At 61.0% G+C, this 24,782-nt stretch carries 18 protein-coding genes; 11 read left to right on the top strand and 7 right to left on the bottom strand.

From position 1 onward, the window contains the following. Positions 1 to 3: 3 nt before the first annotated feature. Entirely contained in the window at positions 4 to 1,683 is a 1,680-nt protein-coding gene (locus tag QC815_RS14705) for an NAD-dependent malic enzyme (RefSeq protein ID WP_230445940.1), read from the top strand. A 74-nt stretch (positions 1,684 to 1,757) separates the two neighbouring features. On the opposite strand, the gene acnA is transcribed toward QC815_RS14705, so the two are convergent. Beyond that, the gene (gene acnA, locus QC815_RS14700; protein WP_230445941.1) at positions 1,758 to 4,490 is read right to left on the bottom strand and encodes an aconitate hydratase AcnA; all 2,733 of its coding nucleotides are present in this window, start codon (positions 4,488 to 4,490) and stop codon (positions 1,758 to 1,760) included. 249 nt (positions 4,491 to 4,739) lie between these two features. Here acnA and trxB point away from each other — a divergent pair, with 249 nt between their 5' ends. After that, positions 4,740 to 5,693 (top strand): thioredoxin-disulfide reductase, encoded by a 954-nt coding sequence (trxB, locus tag QC815_RS14695; protein WP_230445942.1) that lies wholly within the window; start codon positions 4,740 to 4,742, stop codon positions 5,691 to 5,693. A gap of 11 nt (positions 5,694 to 5,704) precedes the next feature. Here the strand turns inward: trxB and QC815_RS14690 are convergent, their stop codons facing one another. After that, positions 5,705 to 6,256 carry a GspH/FimT family pseudopilin gene (locus tag QC815_RS14690; protein ID WP_230445943.1) on the bottom strand — a complete coding sequence of 184 codons (552 nt, stop codon included), beginning with the start codon at positions 6,254 to 6,256 and terminating at the stop codon, positions 5,705 to 5,707. A 124-nt stretch (positions 6,257 to 6,380) separates the two neighbouring features. Between QC815_RS14690 and thiO the strand changes: the two genes are divergently transcribed. Further along, positions 6,381 to 7,475, top strand: a complete 1,095-nt coding sequence (gene thiO, locus QC815_RS14685; protein ID WP_230445944.1) for a glycine oxidase ThiO — start codon at positions 6,381 to 6,383, stop codon at positions 7,473 to 7,475. Here the strand turns inward: thiO and QC815_RS14680 are convergent. After that, positions 7,472 to 7,756, bottom strand: coding sequence for a PP0621 family protein (locus QC815_RS14680; RefSeq protein WP_230445945.1), 285 nt, complete (start codon positions 7,754 to 7,756; stop codon positions 7,472 to 7,474). The genes thiO and QC815_RS14680 overlap by 4 nt on opposite strands. 120 nt (positions 7,757 to 7,876) lie before the next feature. Between QC815_RS14680 and QC815_RS14675 the strand changes: the two genes are divergently transcribed. Then, entirely contained in the window at positions 7,877 to 9,511 is a 1,635-nt protein-coding gene (locus QC815_RS14675; protein ID WP_230445946.1) for an NAD+ synthase, read from the top strand. Between the two features lie 20 nt (positions 9,512 to 9,531). Here the strand turns inward: QC815_RS14675 and QC815_RS14670 are convergent, their stop codons facing one another. The 3 genes from QC815_RS14670 to QC815_RS14660 all read right to left on the bottom strand — a co-directional run bounded on the left by QC815_RS14670 (position 9,532) and on the right by QC815_RS14660 (position 14,106). Continuing rightward, positions 9,532 to 11,247: a putative bifunctional diguanylate cyclase/phosphodiesterase gene (locus tag QC815_RS14670; RefSeq protein ID WP_310540623.1), complete on the bottom strand. Its 1,716-nt coding sequence runs from the start codon at positions 11,245 to 11,247 to the stop codon at positions 9,532 to 9,534. Positions 11,248 to 11,351: 104 nt separating this feature from the next. After that, positions 11,352 to 13,049: a methyl-accepting chemotaxis protein gene (locus QC815_RS14665; protein ID WP_230445948.1), complete on the bottom strand. Its 1,698-nt coding sequence runs from the start codon at positions 13,047 to 13,049 to the stop codon at positions 11,352 to 11,354. 253 nt (positions 13,050 to 13,302) lie between these two features. Beyond that, a complete protein-coding gene (locus QC815_RS14660; protein ID WP_230445949.1) occupies positions 13,303 to 14,106 on the bottom strand; it encodes an outer membrane protein assembly factor BamD in 804 nt (267 codons plus the stop codon). Between the two features lie 159 nt (positions 14,107 to 14,265). Between QC815_RS14660 and rluD the strand changes: the two genes are divergently transcribed. The 5 genes from rluD (at position 14,266) to ilvN (ending at position 21,391) form a co-directional block, all read left to right on the top strand. Next, positions 14,266 to 15,225, top strand: coding sequence for a 23S rRNA pseudouridine(1911/1915/1917) synthase RluD (gene rluD / locus QC815_RS14655; protein WP_230445950.1), 960 nt, complete (start codon positions 14,266 to 14,268; stop codon positions 15,223 to 15,225). Then, positions 15,222 to 15,977: a peptidoglycan editing factor PgeF gene (gene pgeF / locus QC815_RS14650; protein ID WP_230445951.1), complete on the top strand. Its 756-nt coding sequence runs from the start codon at positions 15,222 to 15,224 to the stop codon at positions 15,975 to 15,977. Before rluD ends, pgeF begins: the two co-directional genes overlap by 4 nt. 146 nt (positions 15,978 to 16,123) lie before the next feature. Beyond that, positions 16,124 to 18,718 carry an ATP-dependent chaperone ClpB gene (gene clpB, locus QC815_RS14645; RefSeq protein WP_310540620.1) on the top strand — a complete coding sequence of 865 codons (2,595 nt, stop codon included), beginning with the start codon at positions 16,124 to 16,126 and terminating at the stop codon, positions 18,716 to 18,718. Positions 18,719 to 19,175: 457 nt separating this feature from the next. Then, entirely contained in the window at positions 19,176 to 20,900 is a 1,725-nt protein-coding gene (locus QC815_RS14640) for an acetolactate synthase 3 large subunit (RefSeq protein WP_230445953.1), read from the top strand. Further along, on the top strand, positions 20,900 to 21,391 hold the full coding sequence (gene ilvN, locus QC815_RS14635) for an acetolactate synthase small subunit (protein ID WP_027336791.1): 492 nt from the start codon (positions 20,900 to 20,902) through the stop codon (positions 21,389 to 21,391). Before QC815_RS14640 ends, ilvN begins: the two co-directional genes overlap by 1 nt. A 65-nt stretch (positions 21,392 to 21,456) precedes the next feature. Here ilvN and ilvY read toward each other — a convergent pair whose 3' ends face one another. Continuing rightward, positions 21,457 to 22,344 (bottom strand): HTH-type transcriptional activator IlvY, encoded by an 888-nt coding sequence (gene ilvY, locus QC815_RS14630; RefSeq protein WP_230445954.1) that lies wholly within the window; start codon positions 22,342 to 22,344, stop codon positions 21,457 to 21,459. A 178-nt stretch (positions 22,345 to 22,522) separates the two neighbouring features. On the opposite strand from ilvY, the gene ilvC reads away from it, so the two are divergent. Together ilvC and pssA are read left to right on the top strand one after the other, a co-directional pair. After that, a complete protein-coding gene (ilvC, locus tag QC815_RS14625; RefSeq protein WP_230445955.1) occupies positions 22,523 to 23,539 on the top strand; it encodes a ketol-acid reductoisomerase in 1,017 nt (338 codons plus the stop codon). 146 nt (positions 23,540 to 23,685) lie between these two features. Further along, positions 23,686 to 24,588 carry a CDP-diacylglycerol--serine O-phosphatidyltransferase gene (gene pssA, locus QC815_RS14620; RefSeq protein WP_230445956.1) on the top strand — a complete coding sequence of 301 codons (903 nt, stop codon included), beginning with the start codon at positions 23,686 to 23,688 and terminating at the stop codon, positions 24,586 to 24,588. Positions 24,589 to 24,782: the final 194 nt, after the last annotated feature.

Here is a 24,782-nt window from a genome sequence, read left to right as displayed (position 1 = left end):
CTTATGACCACCGCGAGCAAACGCCCCCTGTACCTTCCTTACGCCGGTCCTTCCCTACTTGAAATGCCGCTATTGAACAAAGGCAGTGCGTTTACTCAGCAGGAGCGGCTGGCATTCAACCTGATCGGCCTGCTGCCCCAGAAGGTCGAAACCATTGATGACCAGCTAGAGCGCGTCTATCGTCAGTACCAGCAGTGCCACAGCGACCTGGAGCGACATATTCATTTGCGCGCCATTCAGGACGATAACGAAACGCTGTATTTTCGGCTGGTCTCCGAGCACCTCGAGGAAATGCTGCCGATCATCTACACGCCGACGGTCGGCAAGGCGTGCCAGGAATTTTCCAATATCTATCGTAACCACCGGGGGCTGTTTATCAGCTACCCGGATCGCGAGCACATGGACGACATCCTGCGCAGCGCCACCAAGGATAACGTCAAGGTAATCGTGGTGACCGACGGCGAGCGGATTCTGGGCCTCGGTGATCAGGGCATCGGTGGGATGGGTATCCCCATCGGCAAGCTGGCGCTATATACCGCCTGTGGGGGCATCAGCCCGGCGTATACCCTGCCGATCATGCTCGATGTAGGGACGAACAACAAAGCGCTGCTTGACGATCCGATGTACATGGGCTGGCGGCATGAGCGGGTCAGCCAGGAAGAATATGACGAGTTCATGGCGACCTTCATCGCCGCCGTCAAACGTCGCTGGCCCAATGTGCTGCTGCAGTTCGAGGACTTCGCCCAGGCCAATGCGATGCCGCTGCTCGAGAAGTACCGTGACGAGCTGTGCTGCTTCAACGACGACGTGCAGGGTACCGCCTCGGTGGTCGTGGGCACGCTCATGGCGGGCTGCCAGGCCCGCGAGCAGACTATCGCCGACCAGCGGGTGGTGTTCGTGGGCGGAGGTTCTGCCGGCTGCGGCATCGCCGAGCAGGTCGTGGTGGCGATGCAGACTGAGGGATTGAGCGAGAGCGAGGCTCGCAAGCGCATCTACATGGTGGATCGTGAAGGGCTGATGACCAACGACCAGCCGTGGCAGCGCGACTTCCAGCGGCGCCTGGCCCACGATGCCAGTCTGGTCGCCGAATGGAACGGGCAAGGGCTTGAGGAGACCATTGCGCAGATCAAACCGACGGTGCTGATTGGCGTATGCGGCCAGCGGGGCATTTTCACCGAGCAGGTGGTGCGCACCATGCACGCGGGCTGCGAGCACCCGGTGATCATGCCGCTCTCCAACCCCACTTCCCAGGCGGAAGCCGTGCCGGAAGACGTCATTCGCTGGACCGACGGCCAGGCGCTGGTGGCCACCGGCAGTCCGTTCCCGCCGGTGGTCTTCAACGGCCGCACTTACCCCATTGCCCAGTGCAACAACGCCTATATCTTCCCCGGTATCGGGCTTGGCGTGGTGGCGGCCAGGGCGTCCCGGGTGACCGATGAAATGCTGATGAGTGCCTCGCGAGCGCTGGCGCGGGAGGCACCGCTGGTCAAGAACGGCAAAGGCGCCTTGCTGCCGCCGCTGTCGCGTATTCGCGATATCAGCCAGTCGATCGCCTTCGAGGTAGCGGCCCAGGCACAGCAGAACGGTGTGGCGCTCAAGACCGGCGGTACCGAGCTGCGTGCAGCCATCGAGCGCGCCAGTTGGTCGCCCGAGTACCGTGTCTATCGGCGCCGTGCCTTCTAAATAGACAGCCAGGTTCCGCGCAAAAAAAAAGCCCCCACCAAGTGGGGGCCAGCAAGCATTGGTCGGTTTCCCGATTAGGCTGCGCCAATCATGTTGCGCAGCACGTAATGAAGGATACCACCATGACGGAAGTACGCCAGTTCATTCTCGGTATCGATGCGGCACTTGGCATCAACGGTTCTTTCGCTATCGGCATTCTTGATGGTGACCTTGACGCTACCGCCCGGTGTCAAGTCGCTGAGCCCGGCAATCGAGACTTCTTCATCGCCGGTGAGCCCAAGGCTGATCCGGCTTTCGCCTTCGGGGAACTGCAGCGGTACCACGCCCATGCCGATCAGGTTGGAGCGGTGAATACGCTCGAAGGACTCGGCGAGCACCGCGCGCACGCCCAGAAGGCGCGTGCCCTTGGCGGCCCAGTCCCGCGAGGAGCCGGTGCCGTACTCTTTACCGGCGATCACGACCAGCGGCTTGCCTTCCTCCTTGTACTTCATCGCCGCGTCGTAGATCGCCATCTGCTCGCCGCTGGGCACGTGACGGGTTTCGCCGCCGACCACGCCGTCGAGCATTTCGTTCTTGATCCGCACGTTGGCAAAGGTGCCGCGCATCATGACTTCGTGGTTGCCGCGGCGCGAGCCGTAGGAGTTGAAGTCCACTGGCTTGACGCCTTTCTCCTGAAGGTAGCGTCCGGCGGGGCTGTCGGGCTTGATGGCGCCGGCTGGCGAGATGTGGTCGGTGGTCACCGAGTCACCCAGCATGGCCAGCACGCGGGCGTTGTGCACATCCTCGATGGCGTCAGGCTCGCGGCCCATGCCCTCGAAAAACGGCGGGTGCTGGATGTAGGTCGACTCGGGCCATTGGTAGACCTTGCTTTCCGGCACCTTGATGGCTTTCCAGACATCGTCGCCTTCAAAGACGGCGCCGTATTCCTTGTGGAACATCGCGGTGTTGACCCGCTCGACGGCGGTGGCGATTTCCGCCTGGCTGGGCCAGATATCCTTGAGATAGACCGGATTGCCGTTGCCGTCCTTGCCGAGCGGGTCGTTGCTCAGGTCACACTGCACGTTGCCGGCCAGGGCGTAGGCGACGACCAGGGGCGGCGAGGCCAGCCAGTTGGTCTTCACCAGCGGATGCACGCGCCCTTCGAAGTTACGGTTGCCCGAGAGCACCGAGGCGACGGCCATATCGCCGTCGGCAATGGCCTTTTCAATCTCATCGGGCAGTGGACCGGAGTTACCGATACAGGTGGTGCAGCCGTAGCCGACCAGGTTGAAGCCGAGGGCGTTCAGATCGTCGTCTAAATTGGCGGCGGCCAGGTAGTCGGTGACCACCTTGGAGCCCGGGGCGAGGGATGTCTTGACCCAAGGCTTGGTTGTGAGGCCTTTTTCGCGGGCTTTCTGGGCAAGCAAGCCGGCGGCCATCATCACGCTGGGGTTGGACGTGTTGGTGCACGAGGTAATCGCCGCAATCACCACCGCGCCGGGGTCGAGGTTGAAGTCCTGATCATCGAGCTTCACGGCCTGGCTGGTGTCGTGTTCAAAACTGCGCTCGACCCCCACGGCGGTCTGGCCGCCCTCGGACGACAATTTCCCATTGGCGGTGGGTTCCGCATTGGTGTCTTCCTGCAGGAACTTGTCAAAAGCGGCGGCCATATCCTTGAGGGCGACACGATCCTGGGGACGCTTGGGCCCTGCCAGGCTGGCTTCCACCTCGGTCATGTCCAGGTGCAGCGTGTCGGTAAAGACCGGCTCGTCGCCCGGCTCGCGCCACAGGCCCTGAGTCTTCGCATACGTCTCGACAAGGTCGATTTGCTCGTCTTCCCGACCGGTGAGGCGCATGTAGGTAAGCGTTTCGTCGTCGACCGGGAAGAAGCCGCAGGTGGCGCCGTACTCGGGCGCCATGTTGGCAATGGTCGCCCGGTCGGCCAGCGGCAGGTCTTTCAGGCCGTCGCCATAGAATTCGACAAATTTACCCACGACGCCTTTCTTGCGCAGCATTTCCGTCACGGTAAGCACCAGGTCGGTGGCCGTGATGCCTTCGCGCAGCTTGCCGGTGAGCTTGAAGCCGATGACCTCGGGAATCAGCATAGAGACCGGCTGACCCAGCATGGCCGCTTCCGCCTCGATGCCGCCCACGCCCCAGCCGAGTACGCCCAGGCCGTTGATCATGGTGGTGTGGGAGTCCGTGCCGACCAGAGTGTCGGGGTAGGCCAGGTTGCGGCCGTCTTCTTCCTTGGTCCACACGGCCTTGCCCAGGTATTCCAGGTTGACCTGGTGACAGATGCCGGTGCCCGGCGGCACCACGCGGAAGTTGTCGAACGCCTGCTGACCCCAGCGCAGAAACTCGTAGCGCTCGCGGTTGCGCTGCATCTCGATGTCGACGTTTTCCTGGAATGCGGCGGCGTTGCCGAACTTGTCGACCATGACCGAGTGGTCGATCACCAGGTCAACCGGGGTAAGCGGGTTGATCTTGGCGGGGTCTTCGCCGAGTGTCGCGACGGCGGCGCGCATGGAGGCAAGGTCGACCACCCCCGGCACGCCGGTAAAATCCTGCATCAGTACGCGGGCAGGGCGATAGCCGATCTCGCGGCTGGACTTGCCTTCCTTTTGCCAGTCGACCAGGGCCTGCATATCGTCCTGGGAAACGCTTTCGTCGCTGGCAAAACGCAGCTGGTTTTCGAGCAGAATTTTGAGCGTCTTGGGCAGTCGGTCAATGGAACCGAGTGTCTTGGCAGCGTCTGGCAGGCTGAAATACTGATACTGCGAATTGCCAACCGTTAATGTTCTTTCCGTGTCGGGCAGCTTGCTCATGCGATTCTCCTCTATTGCTTGGCATTGCGCGGTGCGCGCCGGTCACTGTCTTCCTCTAGTATGGCTCATCCTGGTCGTTACACCTGTCGTTCATCACCACGCCTAACGGTTTAGGTGGGTGTGCGAGCGCCTTGTTTCAAGCTGGGTGGGCGTTTTTGAGCCATGTCGGCCTTGCAATCCCTTGTACTTGACGCCATTTCAGGCAGACTCTGTGCAAAATTATCAGCCGACTCTTTACAAGGTGGTGTCATGCAAACACGTCACGAGCGCTTAATCATCCTGGGATCCGGTCCTGCGGGCTACACGGCGGCCGTTTATGCGGCGCGCGCCAACTTGAAGCCGCTGCTGATCACCGGGATGCAAGCGGGAGGACAGTTAACCACCACGACCGATGTGGATAACTGGCCGGGTGATGCGCAGGGCGTGCAGGGTCCCGAACTGATGGAACGCATGAAGCAACACGCCGAGCGTTTCAATACCGAAGTACTTTTCGACCATATTCACGAGGTTAGCGTAGGCGATAAACCCTTCACCTTGAAAGGCGACAATGGTGTATATACCTGCGATGCCCTGATTGTTGCCACCGGTGCCAGCGCGCGTTATCTGGGGCTGCCCAGCGAACAGCAGTTCATGGGGCAAGGGGTTTCCGCCTGCGCTACCTGCGACGGTTTTTTCTACCGCAATCAGGACGTCGTCGTGGTGGGCGGTGGCAACACCGCCGTCGAGGAAGCCCTTTACCTGTCGAATATCGCTGCCAAGGTGACCCTGGTGCACCGTCGCGACACTCTGCGTGCCGAAAAAATCCTCCAGGACAAGCTGTTCGAAAAAGTCGAGGCAGGCAAGATCGAGCTCGAATGGTTCCAGGAGGTGGAAGAAGTATTGGGTGACAACACCGGTGTGACCGGCGTGCGTCTCAAGTCGACCAGGGACGGCTCCCACAAGGATATCCAGGCCCCGGGGCTGTTCGTGGCCATCGGGCACAGCCCGAATACCGGCATCTTTGACGGCCAGCTGGACATGAACGGCGGCTACATCAAGGTGACGTCTGGCCTGCAGGGCAATGCCACGGCTACCAGCGTGCCTGGCGTCTTTGCCTGCGGCGATGTCATGGATCATGTCTATCGTCAGGCCATTACCTCGGCGGGCAGCGGCTGCATGGCGGCCTTGGACGCCGAGCGCTACCTGGACGGCATTGCCGGCTGACACCGCCTTGCTCAGTGCCCACAGTCGGTGGGCACCTGCGCCATCCGCCAGCGACCAAGCTGGCTGAGCACCAGCGTGCTGCCCTCAACGCGTTGCCTACCGCGCTGGGGGCAGAGGGTGAAACGCCCGTTATACCCGCTGCTATGGCCTAGCGCATCGTAACGGATGCGTCGCCAGCCTCGGCTGTACTCTACGTCGACTCCCGGGGTGGCCGGGAAGGTGCGCAGCACGTCGGCGGGGGAGATATTTTCTGTCTGGTCGCCCCGCACCGCCATCAAGTCCCGACTCCAGTTGTCGTCACAGCGCCGCTTGTGAGCAGATTCGACGCTGCTGGGGCACAGCGTGACCGGCTGGCGCTGGCTGATGGCCGTCTGGCGCGCGAAGCCCAGCGCCGTCTGCAGCCGGTTGGCCGCCTCCAGGCGCGCATGACGTTTACCCATTGCCTGGAAGCCGGGAAGTCCCCAGGCGGCGACAATGGCCATGATCAGCAGCGTCACCAATAGCTCCAGAAGCGTGAATCCCTGTGCGTGGTTGCCGCCGACTCGGCGTCCCGACGTTGACATGATACCTCCCTGCGCTTGACCCCTTTATTCCCGGCGTTATGCTCATGGCATGTGTGACGGGTATGAGTCTCTTATCCTAGGCGCTGATGATGCTTTTTGATGTAAGCCATTATGGACAGAGCGTGTGAGCGATTTCTTAATTGTAGGCGGCGGTGTCATCGGCATGATGACAGCGCTGCAGCTAGCCGACGCGGGTCAGCAGGTCAGTCTGGTGGAGCGCGGCATATGCGGCCAGGAAGCGTCCTGGGCGGGCGGCGGCATTGTGTCCCCGCTGTATCCCTGGCGCTATGCGCCGGCGATTTCCCGGCTGTCGCGCTGGTCGGAGGGCGCCTACCCGAGTCTGGCGCTGCGCCTGTGCGAAGAGACCGGCATCGACCCGGAATATCGCCAAAAGGGGCTTCTGTACCTGAACGTTGATGACCCCGAGACCGCGCTGGCCTGGGCGCGGGAGATGGGTAAGCCGCTGGAGCGCGTGAGTGCGGACATGGTGCGTGCCAAGGAGAATTCCCTGCCCGCCACCGAAGGCACGCTATGGATGCCGACCCTGGGCAGCGTGCGTAATCCGCGCCTTGGCAAGTCGCTGCGCGCTCGGCTGTCGGCCATGCCCAACGTGACGCTCCACGAGCAGTGTGAGGTGACGGACTTTGTGCGCCATGGGGAGCGCATCGAGGGGGTGCGTACCGTTCAGCGGGTCATCACCGCCGGGCATACGATCGTATGCGGTGGCGCATGGGCAGGAAAGTTGCTGGAAAGGCTTGGCGTCTCGCTGCCGGTGCGGCCGGTGAAAGGCCAGATGATTGCCTATCAGGCCCCGCCCGGGCTTGTGCGCCGGGTGGTGCTCAAGGACGGTCGCTACGTGATTCCGCGCGCCGACGGGCTGCTGCTGGTGGGCTCGACGCTGGAGGAGAGCGGTTTCGACAAGACCACCGACGAGGACGCGCTGGCCTCACTGCGTCAGAGTGCCGAGAACATCGTCCCGGCGCTTGCCGATTACCCGGTGGCGTATCACTGGGCCGGGCTGAGGCCAGGCTCGCCGGACGGCGTGCCGTTTATCGGCGAACTGCCGGGCTGGCAGCACATATCGGTCAACGCGGGACACTACCGTAACGGGCTGGTGCTGGCCCCGGCGTCGACGCATCTGGTGGCGGATCTGGTGCTGGGGCGTCAGCCGCTGATCGATCCGGCGCCCTATCAGCTGACACCGGCGCGGCTGGGCTAGGTGTCGGTATCGTTGTCGCGCGGGGCTTGTTTCTGCTCCTGAAGGAAACGGTCGCGGTGGGCGCTGGAGCAAAACCATTGTCCCTCGTCGCGTAGCGCTTCGTTTTCCGGCAGGTGCACCTCGCACCAGCGGCAGCGCACCATGTGGCCGCCGTCCTGCTGCTGATCCTGGCGTTCCTGGGTCAGCCGGTCGCGCTGCCATTGCCGATACATGCCCAGCAGCTTTAACCCGGCGTAGAACAGCACCGCGAAAATGAGTAGCCGAATAATCAAAAGGTTCATCCTGTCGTCGCCCTCATGCAATTCGCAAGCGCGGCCTTTGCCTGCGGGCGGCCCTTGCGGGACAATGCGTATTGGTGGTGAGTACCTATCCTAAAAGATTCTCAAGAGATTTGATCGCCCATGCAAGACTTAACGCTGGTCATGGCCCAACTCGATCCCCTGGTGGGGGATATTCCCGGCAATGCCGCGCGCGCCATCGAGGCCGTACGCGAAGCGCGCATCGAGCATGGCGCCGACATCGTGGTGTTTCCCGAGCTGTTTCTGTCGGGCTACCCACCGGAAGATCTCTTGCTGCGCCCGTCGATGGAAACCCGGCTGCGTGAGGCGCGCGCCAGCATGGCCGAGAAAATGTCCCCGGACGTGCTGGTGATCATTGGCTACCCCGGTATGCGCGAAGGCCGCTGCTATAACCTGGCCGGCGTGTTGTACAACGGCCAGTGGGACGCCGAGTATGCCAAGCAGGCGCTGCCCAATTACCAGGTGTTCGACGAGCAGCGCTACTTCACGCCGGGCACCGAGCCGCTGGTCTATGAGCACAAGGGGGCCAAGCTTGGCCTGCTGATCTGCGAGGATCTGTGGGATGGCGCGCCGGTGCAGGCGGCAGCCGCAGCGGGGGCCGAGGTGCTGATCAGCCTGAATGCCTCACCCTATCATCAGGACAAGCCCAGCGAGCGTCTGCGCCTGCTGGAACAGCGCGCGCAAGACGTCCAACGCCCCATCTTCTACGTCAACACCATTGGCGGCCAGGATGAGCTGGTGTTCGACGGCGGCTCCTGCTGCGTCGATGCCCAAGGGCAGATACAGGTGCTGGCGCCTTACTGGCAGGTGGGTCTGATGCCCGTTCAGCTACTGCAGACCGCCGCCGTTTCCTGGGTGCCCCAGGCCGGGGAGGTCGAGCCCGAGGTCGAAACGGAAGAGAGTCTTTACTGCGCCCTGGTGACCGGCGTGCGCGATTACGTCAATAAAAGCGGGTTTGATGGTGTGGTGCTGGGCCTTTCCGGTGGTATCGATTCGGCCCTCTCGTTGGCCATTGCCGTTGACGCGCTGGGGCCTCAGCGGGTGCAGGCGGTGATGATGCCCTATCACTACACCGCCGATATCTCCAAGCAGGACGCCGCCGAGCAGGCCGAGCTGCTGGGGGTGCACTACGACATCATGCCCATCGAATCGATGGTCGAGGCGTTCATGACCACACTGGCGGAAAGCTTTGCCGGCACCGAGCGCGATACCACTGAAGAAAACCTCCAGTCACGCTGTCGCGGTGTGCTGCTGATGGCCATCTCCAACAAGAAAGGCCTGATGGTGCTGACCACCGGCAACAAGAGCGAAATGGCGGTGGGTTACGCGACACTGTACGGCGATATGGTGGGGGGCTACAACGCCATCAAGGACGTGTACAAAACCTGGGTTTACCGGCTGGCTCGCTGGCGGAATACCCAGTCACCGGCGATTCCTGAACGTGTCATTGAACGCCCGCCCAGCGCCGAGCTGGCGCCGGATCAGCAGGATAGCGACTCACTGCCCGACTATGACGTACTGGACGCTATTCTGGCACGCTACATCGAAGGCGATATGAGTGCCGAGGCGATCATTGACGCCGGCTTTGCCCGCGAAGACGTCTACCAGGTCGTCAAGCTGGTCGATCGCTGCGAATACAAGCGCCGCCAGGCGCCGGTGGGCGTGCGGGTAACGCCACGTGGGTTCGGGCGTGATCGGCGCTACCCGATTGTCAACGGCTGGCAGCCCGGCGAATAGTCGGGCGTCGCGCTGCCGACCTAGCAGATCGGCATGCGCGGCGGAACCAGGCTTTGTCTGACCATGTCGCTGGCCGACACCGGCTTGCAGAAGTAGTACCCCTGATAGGCATGGCACTGGTGGTCATGCAGGTAGCGCCAGTGCGCCAGGGTTTCCACGCCCTCGGCGATCACGTTCAGTCCCAGCGAGTGCCCCATGGCGATGATGGTCTGCACGATGGCCATGTCGTCCGGGTCGTGATGCAGGTCGCGGACGAATGACTGATCGATCTTGATCTGATCCAGCGGCAGCCGCTTGAGGTACTGCAGCGACGAATAGCCGGTGCCGAAGTCATCCATCGCGAAGCTGAGGCCCAGCGCCTTGAGTTGGTGCATGCGGGCAATGGTGTCGTCCACCTTGCCGATGACCGTACTCTCGGTGAGTTCCAGCTTCAAACGCTGCGCCGGCGCCCCGGTTTGGCTCAGGATGTTGCTAACCGTGACCACGAAGTCAGGCTGCTGAAACTGCTTGGCGCTGACGTTTACCGCCAGCGTCAAGTGCCGGGTGCTCTCGTCGTTGGCCCAGACAACGAGTTGCTGGCAGGCGGCTTCCAGCACCCAGTCGCCGATCGGTACGATCAGTCCGGTTTCCTCGGCCAGGGGAATAAACTCACCCGGCGAGACAGAGCCGCGACACGGGTGCCGCCAGCGGATCAAGGCTTCCGCCCCGATAGCCTGTCCCTCGCTACCTACCTGTGTCTGATACACCAGTACGAATTCCTGGCGTTCGATGGCCAGGCGCAGGTCGTGTTCCAGTTCGGTTTTAGCTTCCAGTTCCGCCTGAACCGCGGGGTCGTAAAAGCGCATACCGCTGGGGCGCGATTGCTTGGCGAGGTGGGCGGCGGCATTGGAGTACTGGAACAGGTTATCCGTGGTCTCCCCGTCGCCGTTGAATAGGGTGATGCCCATGCTCACGCTCAGGAAATACTCGCGGTCGGCTACCTGGTAGGAGGGGCTGAGTGCCTGCTGCAGTCGTTCGGCGAAGGCCTCGGCCTTCTCGGCTGCCTGCAGCTGTTGCTCGGCCAGTCCGTCGACGATCACCATGAATTCATCGCCGCCCAGGCGGCCGATGCTGGCACTATCGGTGTCCAGCGCGCCGAGCCGCTCGGCGATCTGGCGAAGGAGACTGTCGCCAACCCGGTGGCCGCTGCTGTCGTTGATGCGCTTGAAGTCGTCAACGTCCAGGTAGATCAGGGCGCCGTAGGTGTTTGTCAGCTGGTGGGTGTCCAGGGAATGCTGGAGGTGCTCTTTCATCAGTCGCCAATTGGCCAACCCGGTCAGGGTGTCGTAGTGAGCGAGTCGATGAACCTGGCATTCGGCTTCGCGTCGCTGTTGTTCGATCTCACGTACGTTCAGCAGCGCCGAGGCAATACGCTTGAGTGGGCCGCTGTGATGCTGGCTGAGCTGCTGTATCGTTGCAAAATCAGGCAGCGCCTGATCACGGTTTGAAATCGCCAGGATGGCATCACCGATGGTGAGCAGCCGGCGGTTGATTCGCCAGGCGGCGAGCACTGCCGCACCGATCAAAGGTGCCAGGAGGCCTGCGCCAAGCCAGAAGAGCAGCCCCAGTGATTGGCTCAACGAGCTGGGTTGCTCTCGCGCGATGTTTAGTGCCAGACCGATCAGAACGAAAGCGGGCAGGATGATCATCAGAATCGGTAGCAAAAACACCATGAGAAGGCGTTGGGTGGGTTTCATATTCGCCTCGCTACAGAGGGTCTATCACATAGGCTCCCCCGGGAGGGGAGCCTTTCATTGAGGTAGGTGCCAGGCACTGGCAGACAGTCACACATTGTTAACGCTTAGAAGCTTTCCCACTCGGGCTGGGATTTCTGCTGGCGCAGAGCAGGGCGCGGGGTGTTGGTCGGTGCGCTGGTGGTGCGGGGAGCGTTCGCCAGCGCTCGGGTGTGGTCTTCGCCGCTGCCAGGCAGCTTGAAAATCGACATTGAGTCGATCAGCTTGTGGGCGTTTTCGCGCAGATTGCCTGCCGAACGGGCGCTTTCCTGAACCAGAGCGGCATTCTGCTGAGTAACCTGATCCATTTCGGTCACCGCCTGGCCGACCTCTTGAACCCCGGCGCTCTGTTCGGCGCTGGCATGGCTGATTTCTTTCATGATGTCGGTGACGCGACCGATGGCGGCCACGATTTCTTCGGTTGACCTGCTGGCGTCGGCGGCGCGTTCGTTGCCGTGCTTGACGCGTTCCAGGTTGCTGGAAATCAGGTCGTTGATTTCGCGGGCAGCGTCAGCACTTCGCTGGGCAAGCTTGCGAACCTCTTCGGCCACCACCGCGAAACCGCGACCATGCTCGCCGGCGCGGGCGGCTTCGACCGAGGCGTTCAGAGCCAGAATGTTGGTCTGGAAGGCAATGGAGTCGATGGTCGAGATAATCCCGGCAATTTCCTGCGAGCTCTTGTTGAGGTCGTTCATGGTGTCGACCACCTGGTGGACGGCGTCGCCCCCCTGAGTGGCGGTCTGCGACGCGCTGGATGCTTCCTGGCTCGCTTGCTCGGAGTTCTCGGCGTTGAGTTTTACCGTGCTGTTGAGCTGCTCCATGGCCGAGGCGGTTTCCGCCAGCGCGCTGGCCTGCTGCTCGGTACGCGACGACAGGTCGTTATTGCCCTCGGCAATCTGCTCGCTGTTGCTGGCCACGGCTTCCGCCGAGGCGCGCACTTCGGCAACGATGTTCTGCAGCTGACGCGCCATGTCAACCTGCGAGGCCATGATGCTGCGGGTGTCCCCCTGCTTCAAGCGTCCCTGGCTGTCCAGTTCGCCGCGGCCGATCGCTTCGGCAAAGGCTTTTACGTCGTGGGGCTCTGCACCTAGCTCGCGGAGCAGCTGACGGGTCAGGAATACGGCAATCAAGCTACCTACCAACAGGGCAAACAGCGTTAAACCGAGCATCTGCATCTGAAAACCGGACGCGGTATCACGGGCGGATGCGGTAGTCGCGTCGTTGAGCTGTCCCTGAAGGTCGATGAACTGGTTGATACGGTCAAGCCACTCGGCGTAGGCAGGGCCAGCCTGTTCCAGCAGTATTTGCTCGGCCGTCTCGAAATCTCCTTCGCCGTGGGCGTCCAATACCTGCTCGGTCAACGCGCGAGTGGCCTGCGCCTGCTCCTCGATACTTGCCAGAATACGCTGTTCTTCGCCGCTGTCGGCGTTGTCAGCGATGACGTCTTCCATACCCTGGGAAGCGCTTGTGTAGTTGTCCTGCAAGCGCTGCATGGTGTTCTGGAGCGCGCTGATGTCTCCCGAACGGGTGAGCACGATGTCGCGCAGGGCAATGGCGCGATCATGGACGCTGCCGCGCCAATCGATGGCGTGGCGCTGTTTTTCGCCGTTGACGTCGTTGATGATCGTGAGATCGCGATCGATCTGGTTGACCTGGTAAATGCCGATACCTGTCAGCAACACGAGAAGGGCCAGGATGGCCGAAAAGCCCAGCGCCAGGCGGGTGCTTACTTTGGTTCCGCTGAAGCGGGCGGTGAACAGGCGCATTACGTTTCTCCTTAGGCACCGTGAAGATGCTTGATCATGTTGGTACTGGAATACTAAGCCTAAGTATAGCTTTTGTACAATTATGATTTATCGTCTGCACAGTCATCTTTAGCTAACTAGTTGATATTGATCATTAATGATCGGAGATAAAAAAAGCCACGCATCGGCGAGGCTTTTAAATGGCTTTTTGATGAGAAACTTATACGACGCTGGCACCACCCTGGTCGTTAGCGTTCAGGTGCCAGTGGTAAGGTCAGTCGAGATACTTCGGGGCGAAGCGATTGCCGTCAAGCTGGTCATGGTCAGGGGCGTTTTCACGCAGTACGGCCAGCACTTCATCGGCCCGGTCGTCCATGTCCAGTCCCTGGTAGCCTTCTACCATGGTGGCCAGGGCGTCGTGGGTGGCGTTGGACTCTGGATAGTGTTCGACCACCCAGCGTCCCCGCTCGACGGCGGCCAGGTAGGCACCACGCCGCAGGTAGTAGTCAGCGACATGTAGCTCATGTCGTGCGAGCAGCTCGCGCAGATAGACGATGCGCTGCTTTGCATCCGGGGCGTACTCGCTTTGCGGATAGCGCTGAATGAGTTCGCGGAAGTCGCCGTAGGCGTCGCGGGTGGCGCCCAGGTCACGCTTGGAAATATCGATCAGGCGCAGGCGCTCCAGGCTGAAACGACCGGCCTGCCAGGCGGCCAGGCCGCGCAGGTAATAGGCGTAATCGATCTGGGGGTGGTCAGGGTGAAGGCGGATAAAACGGCTGGCGGCGGCGCGGGCCTCTTCCCAGTCGTCATTCTTGTAGTAGGCGTAGACCAGCTCCAGTTGGGCCTGTTCAGCGTGTTCACCGAACGGGTAACGGGTGTCCAGCGCTTCCAGGCGTTCGACCGCGATGTTGAAACGGTTGCTATCCAGGGCGTCACGGGCTCGGTCATACAGCTCGCGCTCGGCCACGCCGGCGTATTGGTCCTCGTCGGAGGTCGTGTCATTGCTGGCGCAGCCCGCCAATAAGGCAAAGCTTAACGCGAGTACGCCAAAGCGATTGGCAGCGGAAAAAACGCGCATCATCATCCTCGTTGCAAACAAGCCTCAATCACCGAAAAGCGACGATGGCCATAAGTAGAAATGGTAGGATAGGTCTCAGTTCGCCCACTATAAATCACCTCGACGCAAAACGCAGGCGTCGGATGACGTTGTCGGGGTGTCGTCAAAGGAAATTATCCCATGCCTCGCAGTGTTGAAGCGACGCAGCGCGTGCCCACGTCATTGGCAGGCGCCCGATTGGATCAGGCGGCTGCCGAGTTGTTCAGCGATTACTCCCGGGAGCGCTTGAAAGCCTGGATTCATTCCGGTGAGTTGACGGTGGACGGCGCGCAGGCCAAGCCGAAAGCCAAGCTCCACGGTCACGAGACGCTGGCATTACGGGCAACGCTCGAGGAAGACACCCGCTTCGAGCCCCAGGACATACCGCTGGATATCGTCTTCGAGGACGACGCGGTCATGGTGGTCAACAAGCCCACCGGCATGGTGGTTCACCCGGCAGCGGGAAACCCGGATGGGACGCTGCTGAATGCCTTGCTGCATCATCATCCGGCATTGGCTGAAATACCTCGCGCGGGCATCGTGCACCGGCTGGACAAAGATACGACCGGCCTGATGATGGTCGCCAAGACGCTGCCGGCACAAACCACCCTGGTCGAGCAGCTGCAGGCGCGCAGTGTTTCTCGCCAGTACGACGCGGTGGTGATTGGCAAGCCGATCGCCGGCAGCACGATCGATGCACCGATTGGTCGTCACCCCAAGGACCGCAAGCGACAAGCCGTCAATGCGTCGGGCAAACCGGCCGTGACGCATTTCCGGGTAGTCGAGCGTTTCCGGGCGCATACCCACGTTCGCTGCCAGCTCGAAACCGGCCGTACCCACCAGATTCGTGTGCACATGGCGCATGCCCGCTACCCGCTGATCGGCGATCCGCTCTATGGTGGCCGCGCCAAGCTGCCCCCCGGCGCGGCAGGGCCGCTGAAAGAGATCCTGCGCGAATTTCCACGGCAGGCACTGCATGCCCGCAAGCTGAGTTTCGTCCACCCTGTCAGCGGTGAAACGCTGACTTTCCACGCGGGCCTGCCCGATGATTTACTATTGTTGCTGGATTACCTGCGCGACGATAGCGAGACCATGCAATGAGCGATGCCATTGATCTAAAGCCAACGCTGTTGATACCCGATTGGCCGGCGCCTGCCAATGTGGGAGCGTTTGTGACCACCCGGGAGACGGGGCCCAGCCAGGATGCGTTCGCGGCCTTTAACCCGGCATCGCACGTGGGCGATAACCCCGACCATGTGGCGCTGTGCCGACGCCTATTGCAGAAAGAGATCGGTGACGAGCGCCCGCTGCTGTGGCTCAATCAGGTTCACGGAGCGCGCGTCCAGCAGGGCTATCAGACCGAGGCGCCCGACGCCGACGCCTCGATTGCCACCGCTAATGACTATGCCTGCGTGGTACTCTCCGCCGACTGCCTGCCGGTGCTGTTTTGTAACCGTGACGGCACCCAGGTGGCCGTTGCCCATGCGGGCTGGCGGGGGCTGGCGACCGGCGTGCTGGAAGCCACCGTGGCGGCCATGAACAGCGCGCCGGATGACATCATGGTGTGGCTGGGCCCGGCGATCTCCAACGCCCAGTTTGAGGTCGGCCCAGAGGTATACGGTGCCTTTGCGGCCGTTCAGCCGGAAACCGCCGACGCTTTTGATCACAGCCCTTATCGCCTGGGCCACCACATGGCGGATCTTTACCGTCTGGCGCGCTTTCGCCTCGAGGCGCTGGGTATTCACCACATCAGCGGCGGCCATTTCTGTACCGCCTGCGAGTCACGCTTTTATTCTTACCGGCGCGACGGCGGACAAACAGGAAGAATGGCAACCGTGATCTGGATCAAGTAAATCCGCAGACAGGCAAGTCTCCCCTTGAAACCTCATGGAACCGACGCCATTTAACTTGTCAAGCTAACCGTGATTAGCACGTCTAACGACAGGTTATCGGGATACGCCGCGCGTCCAAACGCGCGGCCACCCCCAGGAGGAACTGCATGAGATTCGATAAATTTACTGCCAAGCTCCAGGCCGCCATTGCCGAAGCGCAATCGCTGGCGGTAGGCCGTGGGCACAACCAGCTCGAGCCTGCCCACCTGGTGCTAGCGCTGCTGGATACCCGGGATACCGGTATCAAGGCGCTCATCGAGAAAGCCGAGGGCAGCAGCTCGCGGCTGCGCGATGGGCTGACCCAGCAACTGGATGATTTACCTAAGGTGGGCCAGTTCGACGGCGAAGTGCAGCCGTCGCGGGAGCTTATCAAGCTATTCAACCTGACCGACCGCGAAGCGCAAAAGCGTGGCGATCAGTTCATTGCCAGCGAGCTGGTGATATTGGCCGCGCTGGAAATGAACAGCGCCATCACTAAGCTGATGAAGGAGGCCGGGTTGGCCCGTAAGGCGCTGGAGTCGGCGATTGATAGCCTGCGCGGCGGGGCCAAGGTGGACGATCCCAACGCGGAAGATCAGCGTGAGGCGCTGAACAAGTACACGCTGGACCTTACCCAGCGCGCCTTGGACGGCAAGCTGGACCCGGTGATCGGCCGCGACGACGAAATACGTCGCACCGTTCAGGTGCTGCAGCGGCGCACCAAGAACAACCCGGTGTTGATTGGTGAACCGGGCGTGGGTAAAACCGCGATCGTCGAAGGCCTGGCGCAGCGCATTGTCGACGGCGAAGTGCCGGAGGGCCTCAAGGACAAGCGCGTTCTCTCGCTGGATATGGGCTCGCTGCTGGCGGGCGCCAAGTTCCGCGGCGAGTTCGAGGAGCGCCTCAAGGCGGTGCTCAAGGAGCTTTCCCAGGAAGAAGGCCGGGTCATCCTGTTCATCGATGAGCTGCACACCATGGTCGGTGCCGGCAAAGCCGACGGCGCCATGGACGCGGGTAACATGCTCAAGCCGGCACTGGCGCGGGGCGAGCTGCACTGCGTCGGGGCGACCACGCTGGATGAGTATCGCAAGTACATCGAGAAAGACGCGGCACTCGAGCGCCGTTTCCAGAAGGTGCTGGTCGACGAGCCTACCGAAGAAGATACCGTGGCCATCCTACGTGGCTTGAAAGAGCGTTACGAAGTCCACCACGGCGTGGATATCACCGACTCGGCGATTATCGCTGCGGCGAAACTCTCCACGCGCTATATCACCGACCGCCAGTTGCCCGACAAGGCCATCGACCTGATCGACGAGGCTGCCTCGCGTATCCGCATGGAGCTTGACTCCAAGCCCGAGGAGATGGACAAGCTCGATCGCCGCTTGATTCAGCTCAAGATGGAGCGCGAGGCGCTCAAGAAAGAGACGGATGAGGCCACCAAGAAGCGCCTGGAAGCGCTCAATACCCAGATTCATGAGCTGGAGCGCGAATACGCCGATCTCGATGAAATCTGGAAGGCTGAAAAGGCCAGTATTCAGGGCGCGGCTCAGTTCAAGGCCGACCTGGAGCAGGCCCGCATCGATCTTGAACAGGCCCGCCGCCAGGGTGACCTGGGCCGCATGTCGGAAATCCAGTACGGCAAGATTCCCGAGCTCGAGAAGAAAATTGCCGAAAGTGGCGAAGGCGAGGCGGATACCGCAAGCCATCAGCTGCTGCGCTCCAACGTAACGGAAGAAGAAATTGCCGAGGTGGTGTCCCGCTGGACGGGCATTCCGGTGGCCAAGATGCTGGAAGGTGAGCGCGACAAGCTGCTGCGCATGGAAGAGGCGCTGCACGAGCGCGTGATCGGCCAGGATGAAGCAGTCGAGGCGGTGGCCAACGCTGTGCGTCGCTCACGGGCCGGTCTTGCTGATCCCAACCGCCCCAACGGTTCCTTCCTGTTTCTCGGCCCCACTGGGGTGGGCAAGACCGAGCTGTGCAAATCGCTGGCCAACTACCTCTTCGATACCGAGGAGGCCATGGTGCGCATCGATATGTCGGAGTTCATGGAGAAACACTCCGTGGCTCGCCTGATCGGTGCGCCGCCCGGCTATGTAGGCTACGAAGAAGGCGGCTACCTGACAGAAGCGGTACGCCGCAAGCCTTATTCGGTGATGCTGCTGGATGAGGTAGAGAAAGCCCACCCGGACGTCTTCAATATCCTACTCCAGGTGCTGGAGGACGGCCGCTTGACCGACGGGCAGGGCCGCACGGTAGATTTCCGCAATACCGTGATCGTGATGACCTCCAACCTGGGATCGGACATCATTCAGCGTATGGGCGGTGACGTCAGTGCTGATAAACATAGCGACTATGAGTCGATGAAAAACATGGTGATGGACGTGGTCGGCAACCACTTCCGCCCCGAGCTGATCAACCGTATCGATGAAGTAGTGGTCTTCCACGCGCTGGGCCAGGAGCAGATTCAGGCGATTGCCGGCATTCAGCTTGAGCGCCTGAAGGCGCGCCTGGCTGAGCACGAGCTAAGCCTCGAGATCAGCGACGATGCCTTGGCACAGTTGGCCGTGGTGGGCTTCGACCCGGTCTATGGGGCAAGGCCGCTCAAGCGGGCTATTCAGAGCCGCATTGAAAACCCTCTGTCCCAGGATCTGCTGGCCGGCAAGTTCTCGCCGGGGGATACCATCCATATCAGCACGCAAGATGGCAAGCTGGTCTTTGGCTAACCGTCGCTGCGCTACCCGAAAGCCTCGCCTGGCGTTGCCGGCGGGGCCTTTTTTTGTCCAGAACCGGGCAATTGTCGGCTTTAGCGGGATCGAAGGTTGACAGGCTGAGCATGCTAATGGAATCTTGTGGGTTCCTGATTTGCGGGCGCGGAACCAACGGGCAACCCCCACTCCCCGCGCGAAGGGTAGGCTAAGGCCTTTACCCGCCGAAGGACTTCCGGGCTTGGGCTAACCGCCTGACCTGGCCAACGCCCCGACACGGCAAACCGCCGTGACAGGGAATGGCTGATCTGGTTCGCCATGCATCGCTGTTCCCGACGAGAGTGCAGGCCCTAACCGGGCCGTATGCCAGGGTTTGGCATCAGGTGCCGGCATGGGCCGGCAGCGGCATACCGCCGCACTCGACACCGTAGCATTGTCTGCGGATCGCACTCGAGACCTCCAGGGGAGAAACACTGTGGAACTGCTTTCCGGCGCAGATATGATCGCCCGCTTCTTGCAAGACGAGGGCGTTGAGTACATTTATGGTTATCCAGGCGGTGCGGCGCTGCACATCTACGATGCGCTCTTCCGCCAGGACAAGGTGAAGCACATTCTGGTGCGTCACGAACAGGCGGCCACCCATGCTGCCGACGGTTATGCCCGGGCCTCGGGCAAGCCCGGCTGCGTGCTGGTCACCTCGGGCCCCGGGGCCACCAATGCCGTGACCGGCATTGCCACCGCCTACATGGACTCGATTCCCATGGTGGTGCTATGTGGTCAGGTAATGAGCCATCTGATCGGCGATGACGCCTTCCAGGAAACCGATATCGTCGGCGTGACCCGCCCAATCGTGAAGCACAGCTTCTCGATTCGTCACCCGTCGGAAATCCCCGAAGTGCTCAAGAAAGCCTTCTATTTGGCGGCGACCGGTCGTCCTGGCCCGGTGGTGGTCGATATCCCGAAGGACATGACCGCGCCCACCGAACGCTACGAGTACGTCTACCCGAAAAAGGTCAAGATGCGCTCGTACAATCCGGTTACCCGGGGGCATACCGGCCAGATCAAGAAGGCCGTCGAGATGATGCTCAAGGCCAAGCGGCCGGTGTTTTATACCGGTGGCGGCGTGGTGACGGGCAAGGCCAGCGAAGGCCTGACCGATCTGGTCAAGCAACTGGGCTTCCCGATTACCACCACGCTGATGGGCATTGGCGCCTACCCTCAGAGTGACCGGCAATGCCTGGGCTGGCTGGGGATGCACGGCTCGTACGAGTCCAACATGGCCATGCACCACGCGGACTTGATCATTGCCGTTGGCGCACGGTTCGACGACCGCGTTACCAACAACACCTCCAAGTTCTGCCCCACGGCAAAAATTATCCACGTCGACGTTGACCCAAGTTCGGTGTCCAAGACCGTACGCGCCGACGTGCCGATTGTCGGGCCGGCCGCCAGCGTGATCAACGAAATGATCAGTCTGGTGCAAGGGCAAAGCATTGCGAACCCCGAGGCGCTGACCGAGTGGTGGCAGACCATTGACGGCTGGCGCGCCGACCGTGAAGGCAAGCTGTATGAGCCTTCCAAGGCAGGCGAGGCGCTCAAGCCCCAGGAAGTGATCGAGGCGCTGTGCCGTGTGACGCGCGGCGAGGCTTACGTGACTACCGACGTCGGCCAGCACCAGATGTTTGCGGCGCAGTACTACAAGTTTGATAAGCCCAACCGGCTGATTACCTCGGGCGGACTCGGCACCATGGGCTTTGGTTTTCCTGCGGCCATGGGCATCAAGCAGAACTTCCCGGATGATGACGTGGTATGCGTCACCGGCGAGGGCAGTTTTCAGATGATGATGCAGGAGCTCTCGACCTGTAAGCAGTACGGCGTAGGCGTCAAGATCGTCAATCTCAACAACGCCTCGCTGGGCATGGTGCGCCAGTGGCAGGACTTGAACTACAAGTCACGCCATGCGCATTCCTATATGGAGTCGCTGCCTGACTTTCATATGCTGATCGAGGCGTACGGGTTTACCGCGATCACCGTGACCACGCTGGATGAGCTGGAGCCGGCGCTGGAGCGGGCGTTTGCCGACAAGCATGAGCTGGTGTTTCTTGACGTGAAGGTCGACCCCTTTGAGCACGTCTATCCGATGCAGGTGCCGTTGGGTGCCATGCGCGACATGCTGCTGTCTAAAACGGAGCGTACCTGATGCGTCATATCATCTCGATTCTGATGGAAAACGAACCGGGTGCGCTGTCACGTGTGGTCGGGCTGTTTTCCCAGCGAAACTTCAACATCGAAACGCTTAACGTGGCGCCCACGGAAGATCCGTCGCTCTCGCGGCTGACGGTCACCACGGTGGGTGATGACCGTGTGATCGAGCAGATCACCAAGCATCTCAACAAGTTGATCGACGTGGTGAAGCTGGTCGACCTCACCGAAGGCAACCATATTGAGCGCGAGCTGATGCTGGTGAAGGTCAAGGCGCTAGGCGCTGCCCGCGACGAAGTGAAGCGCACCGTGGATATTTTCCGCGCGCAGATCGTCGACGTGACGCCAAGCCTCTACACGGTGCAGATCACCGGCGACGCCGCCAAGCTGGATGCCTTCCTTCAGGCCATGGCGCCGGTGGGTATTCTGGAAGTGGCGCGTACCGGGGTATCGGGCATTGCCCGTGGTGACAAGGTACTGTCGCTCTAAACCGGTTGTTTGTATGCAATTAGGCCGCCCCGCGTTGGGGCGGCTTTTTTATGAGTGGCGCTGGGCTAGCGGACGCTGACGGTGGCCCAGAAAGCGTCAATCATGGGATTCTTCAGCCGCCGATTAAGCACGCACAGCCCGACATCGTAGTGGGGCAGTTCAGGCTTGACGTTGAGCACCTGCACCCGTTCAGCCAGCGGGCTGTTATTCAGCACGATCTTGGGAACCACGCCCACGCCAAATCCTAGCCCCACCATACTGACGATTGCTTCGTGCCCGGCCACCTGGGCATAGATGCGTGGCGTGATCCCCATGGCCTTGAACCAGGTGTTGGCGTACTCCCGGGAAAGCCCGGCCTCCGAGAGAATCATCGGGACTTGCTGCCATTGCGCTGCGGTCGAGCTTTCCGGCCGTTGGGGCAGCCAGGGATGCGCGTCGGTAGGGGCGATGAAGACAAGCGGCGAACGGGTGAGCGATTTGAAGGCCAGCGCGCGCGGCGGGATGCGCGGGCGCGGCGTGATCGCCATGTCGTCGGCGCCGTCCAGCACCCGGGTCATGGCCTCCGCAGGATCGCCGGTATGCAGCTTGAGCTCGATACCGGGGTGGCGGATGCGCACGTCGCTCAACAGCTCGTAGAGAAAACTGTAGCTGGCGGTCACTGAGCAGTAGATGCTGATTTCGCCGCGTAGCTGCGCCGTGGTAGCGGCCAGCGTGCGCTTCTGGGTTTCCCACTGTTCCAGCGTGTCTTTTGCATAGTGCTGAAACGCGGCGCCTTGGGGGGTGAGCGTGACGTGGCGATTATCACGTTCAAACAGCGGAGTGCCCAGTTCGCTTTCGACCTGTTGAATCGAGCGGCTCAGGGTCGAGGGGCTGATATGGCACAGCTCGCTGGCGCGCCCGAAGTGCAGCGTTTCAGCCAGCGTGACGACATGCTTGAGTAAGCGAAAATCCATGGCAACCTGGCGATAACGGCAAATATTTCATAAAAAGAAATAGTATGTTGCAAATATAGCGTTTTACGCAACAGTGCCGGTGCCGTAGAGTTGAATCATTGCCAAGCCCAGCGCCGCATGAGACGGCGCGGGTGGCCATCAACGCTGATCAACTAACCTGATGTTTTGGAGTTTTGCCATGCACGTTTATTACGATAAAGACTGCGATCTTTCCCTCATTCAAGCCAAAAAAGTCACTATCGTCGGTTACGGCTCGCAAGGCCATGCCCACGCCAACAACCTGAAAGAATCGGGCGTTGACGTGACGGTGGCGCTGCGCAAAGGCTCTTCATCCGCCGCAAAAGCCGAAAGCGCCGGCCTGAAAGTGGCAAGCGTCCCCGAGGCCTGTCAGACCGCTGATGTGGTAATGATCCTGGCGCCGGATGAAAACCAAAAAGCCATCTACGAGCAGGAAGTTGAGCCGAACCTCAAAGAAGGCGCCACGCTGGCGTTCGCCCACGGCTTTAACATCCACTATAACCAGGTCGAGCCGCGCAAAGATCTCGACGTGATCATGATCGCCCCCAAGGCGCCGGGCCACACGGTTCGTTCCGAGTTCGTCAAGGGCGGTGGCATTCCTGATCTGATCGCGATTCATCAGGATGCCTCTGGCAACGCCAAAGAGCTGGCGCTCTCCTACGCGGCCGGCGTTGGCGGTGGCCGCAGCGGGATCATCGAGACGACCTTCAAGGATGAGACTGAAACCGACCTGTTTGGCGAGCAAGCCGTGCTGTGTGGTGGTGCGGTCGAGCTGGTGAAAGCCGGTTTCGAAACGCTGACCGAAGCAGGTTACGCGCCGGAAATGGCCTACTTCGAGTGTCTGCACGAACTCAAGCTGATCGTCGACCTGATGTACGAAGGCGGCATCGCCAACATGAACTACTCCATTTCCAACAATGCGGAGTATGGCGAGTACGTGACCGGCACCGAGGTTATCAACGAGCAGTCGCGTGCGGCCATGCGCAATGCTTTGAAGCGCATCCAGACCGGCGAGTACGCCAAGATGTTCATCAACGAGGGTAACAGCAACTACCCGTCGATGACCGCGCGTCGCCGCCTCACCGCTGAGCACGAAATCGAGCAGGTGGGTGCCAAGCTACGCGGCATGATGCCGTGGATTGCCGCTAACCAGCTGGTCGACAAGTCCAAGAACTAACCGACCCGCTGATGGTGACGCCCCGAGCGCTTCGCGCCTCGGGGCGTTTTTCTTGGTGGCGGCAATTGGCTGGCTGCCTGGAGCTCACCGTGTAGAATGGAGATAGACCACTGATCATGTGACTTCACTTCAACCGGATGACACCTATGACCCAGGATGCTCGCGATCAAGAGCACGAACAAAGGCCGCATTCAGCGGCTCATGAGGACGCAAAAGCACAAGGCGGTGATACGGCAGGTGCTGGCAACGCTAACGAGGACAGAGCCAGTAACGAAGACCTTGCCGCTGCCTTTCTGCGTGAAACCGAAGTGGTAGAGGAGGCGGTCGAGGACGGCAAGAAGATTCGCCGCAAAGGCATTTACCTGCTGCCGAACCTGTTCACGACGTCGGCGCTGTTTTCGGGGTTTTTCGCGGTGGTGGCCGGCATCAACGGCGAATTCACCTCCGCGGCGGTGGCCATCTTTATCGCCATGGTGCTCGACGGGCTGGATGGCCGTGTCGCCCGTATGACCAATACGCAAAGTGCTTTCGGCGCCGAATACGACAGTCTGGCCGATATGATCTCATTTGGCATGGCGCCGGCGTTAGTCGCCTTCACCTGGATCTTGCAGGATATCGGCAAGACGGGGTGGGTGGTGGCGTTTCTCTATGTTGCCTGCGCGGCGCTGCGCCTGGCTCGTTTCAACGTGCAGATCGGTAGCGTGGACAAGAAATGGTTCATCGGCTTGCCAAGCCCTTCGGCGGCCGCCCTTGTGGCTGCCAGCGTATGGACGTTTCACAGTTTCGACGCCGATGCGTTCGTCTTCAAGCTGTTGATGCTGGTCGTTGTGGCAGCGGCGGGTGTCCTGATGGTCAGCAATATTCGCTATTACAGCTTCAAGGATCTGGACTTTAAAAAGCCGGTTCCCTTCGTGGTACTGCTGGCGGTGGTTCTGGGGTTCGTGATGATTTCTGTGGAGCCGTCGGTGATGCTGCTGCTGTTGTTTGGTACCTATGTGCTTTCTGGGCCTGTACTGGCCGTCATGCGCAAGGCGAAACCGGAAAGTTAACTTTTTGTCGTTCCACCCCTTGCCAACCCGGCAGCAACACCGTAAAGTACGCATCCGCTGCCGGGGACGCCAGGCGTTGCCAGCGGTGAATGAGGTGTAAAATCCTCGGTTTGTCAGTAGGTTAGGCAAATAGCGGGAAGGAAAATCGCATCAAACATTTCCTTCGCTTCTGCCAAACAGCCATTGACAAACAC

Source organism: Vreelandella gomseomensis (assembly GCF_031451645.1).
Taxonomy (GTDB): domain Bacteria; phylum Pseudomonadota; class Gammaproteobacteria; order Pseudomonadales; family Halomonadaceae; genus Vreelandella; species Vreelandella gomseomensis.
The sequence above is the reverse complement of the archived record's forward strand: the minus strand, read 5'-3'. Positions and strand labels throughout refer to the sequence as shown.

What these genes read in the sequence shown, in the direction of transcription:
- QC815_RS14705 (WP_230445940.1), top strand. Translation starts at nt 4, where the DNA reads ATGACCACCGCGAGCAAACGCCCCCTGTACCTTCCTTACGCCGGTCCT.
- acnA (WP_230445941.1), bottom strand. Translation starts at nt 4,490, where the DNA reads ATGAGCAAGCTGCCCGACACGGAAAGAACATTAACGGTTGGCAATTCG.
- trxB (WP_230445942.1), top strand. Translation starts at nt 4,740, where the DNA reads ATGCAAACACGTCACGAGCGCTTAATCATCCTGGGATCCGGTCCTGCG.
- QC815_RS14690 (WP_230445943.1), bottom strand. Translation starts at nt 6,256, where the DNA reads ATGTCAACGTCGGGACGCCGAGTCGGCGGCAACCACGCACAGGGATTC.
- QC815_RS14680 (WP_230445945.1), bottom strand. Translation starts at nt 7,756, where the DNA reads ATGAACCTTTTGATTATTCGGCTACTCATTTTCGCGGTGCTGTTCTAC.
- QC815_RS14675 (WP_230445946.1), top strand. Translation starts at nt 7,877, where the DNA reads ATGCAAGACTTAACGCTGGTCATGGCCCAACTCGATCCCCTGGTGGGG.
- QC815_RS14670 (WP_310540623.1), bottom strand. Translation starts at nt 11,247, where the DNA reads ATGAAACCCACCCAACGCCTTCTCATGGTGTTTTTGCTACCGATTCTG.
- QC815_RS14665 (WP_230445948.1), bottom strand. Translation starts at nt 13,049, where the DNA reads ATGCGCCTGTTCACCGCCCGCTTCAGCGGAACCAAAGTAAGCACCCGC.
- QC815_RS14660 (WP_230445949.1), bottom strand. Translation starts at nt 14,106, where the DNA reads ATGCGCGTTTTTTCCGCTGCCAATCGCTTTGGCGTACTCGCGTTAAGC.
- rluD (WP_230445950.1), top strand. Translation starts at nt 14,266, where the DNA reads ATGCCTCGCAGTGTTGAAGCGACGCAGCGCGTGCCCACGTCATTGGCA.
- pgeF (WP_230445951.1), top strand. Translation starts at nt 15,222, where the DNA reads ATGAGCGATGCCATTGATCTAAAGCCAACGCTGTTGATACCCGATTGG.
- clpB (WP_310540620.1), top strand. Translation starts at nt 16,124, where the DNA reads ATGAGATTCGATAAATTTACTGCCAAGCTCCAGGCCGCCATTGCCGAA.
- ilvN (WP_027336791.1), top strand. Translation starts at nt 20,900, where the DNA reads ATGCGTCATATCATCTCGATTCTGATGGAAAACGAACCGGGTGCGCTG.
- ilvY (WP_230445954.1), bottom strand. Translation starts at nt 22,344, where the DNA reads ATGGATTTTCGCTTACTCAAGCATGTCGTCACGCTGGCTGAAACGCTG.
- ilvC (WP_230445955.1), top strand. Translation starts at nt 22,523, where the DNA reads ATGCACGTTTATTACGATAAAGACTGCGATCTTTCCCTCATTCAAGCC.
- pssA (WP_230445956.1), top strand. Translation starts at nt 23,686, where the DNA reads ATGACCCAGGATGCTCGCGATCAAGAGCACGAACAAAGGCCGCATTCA.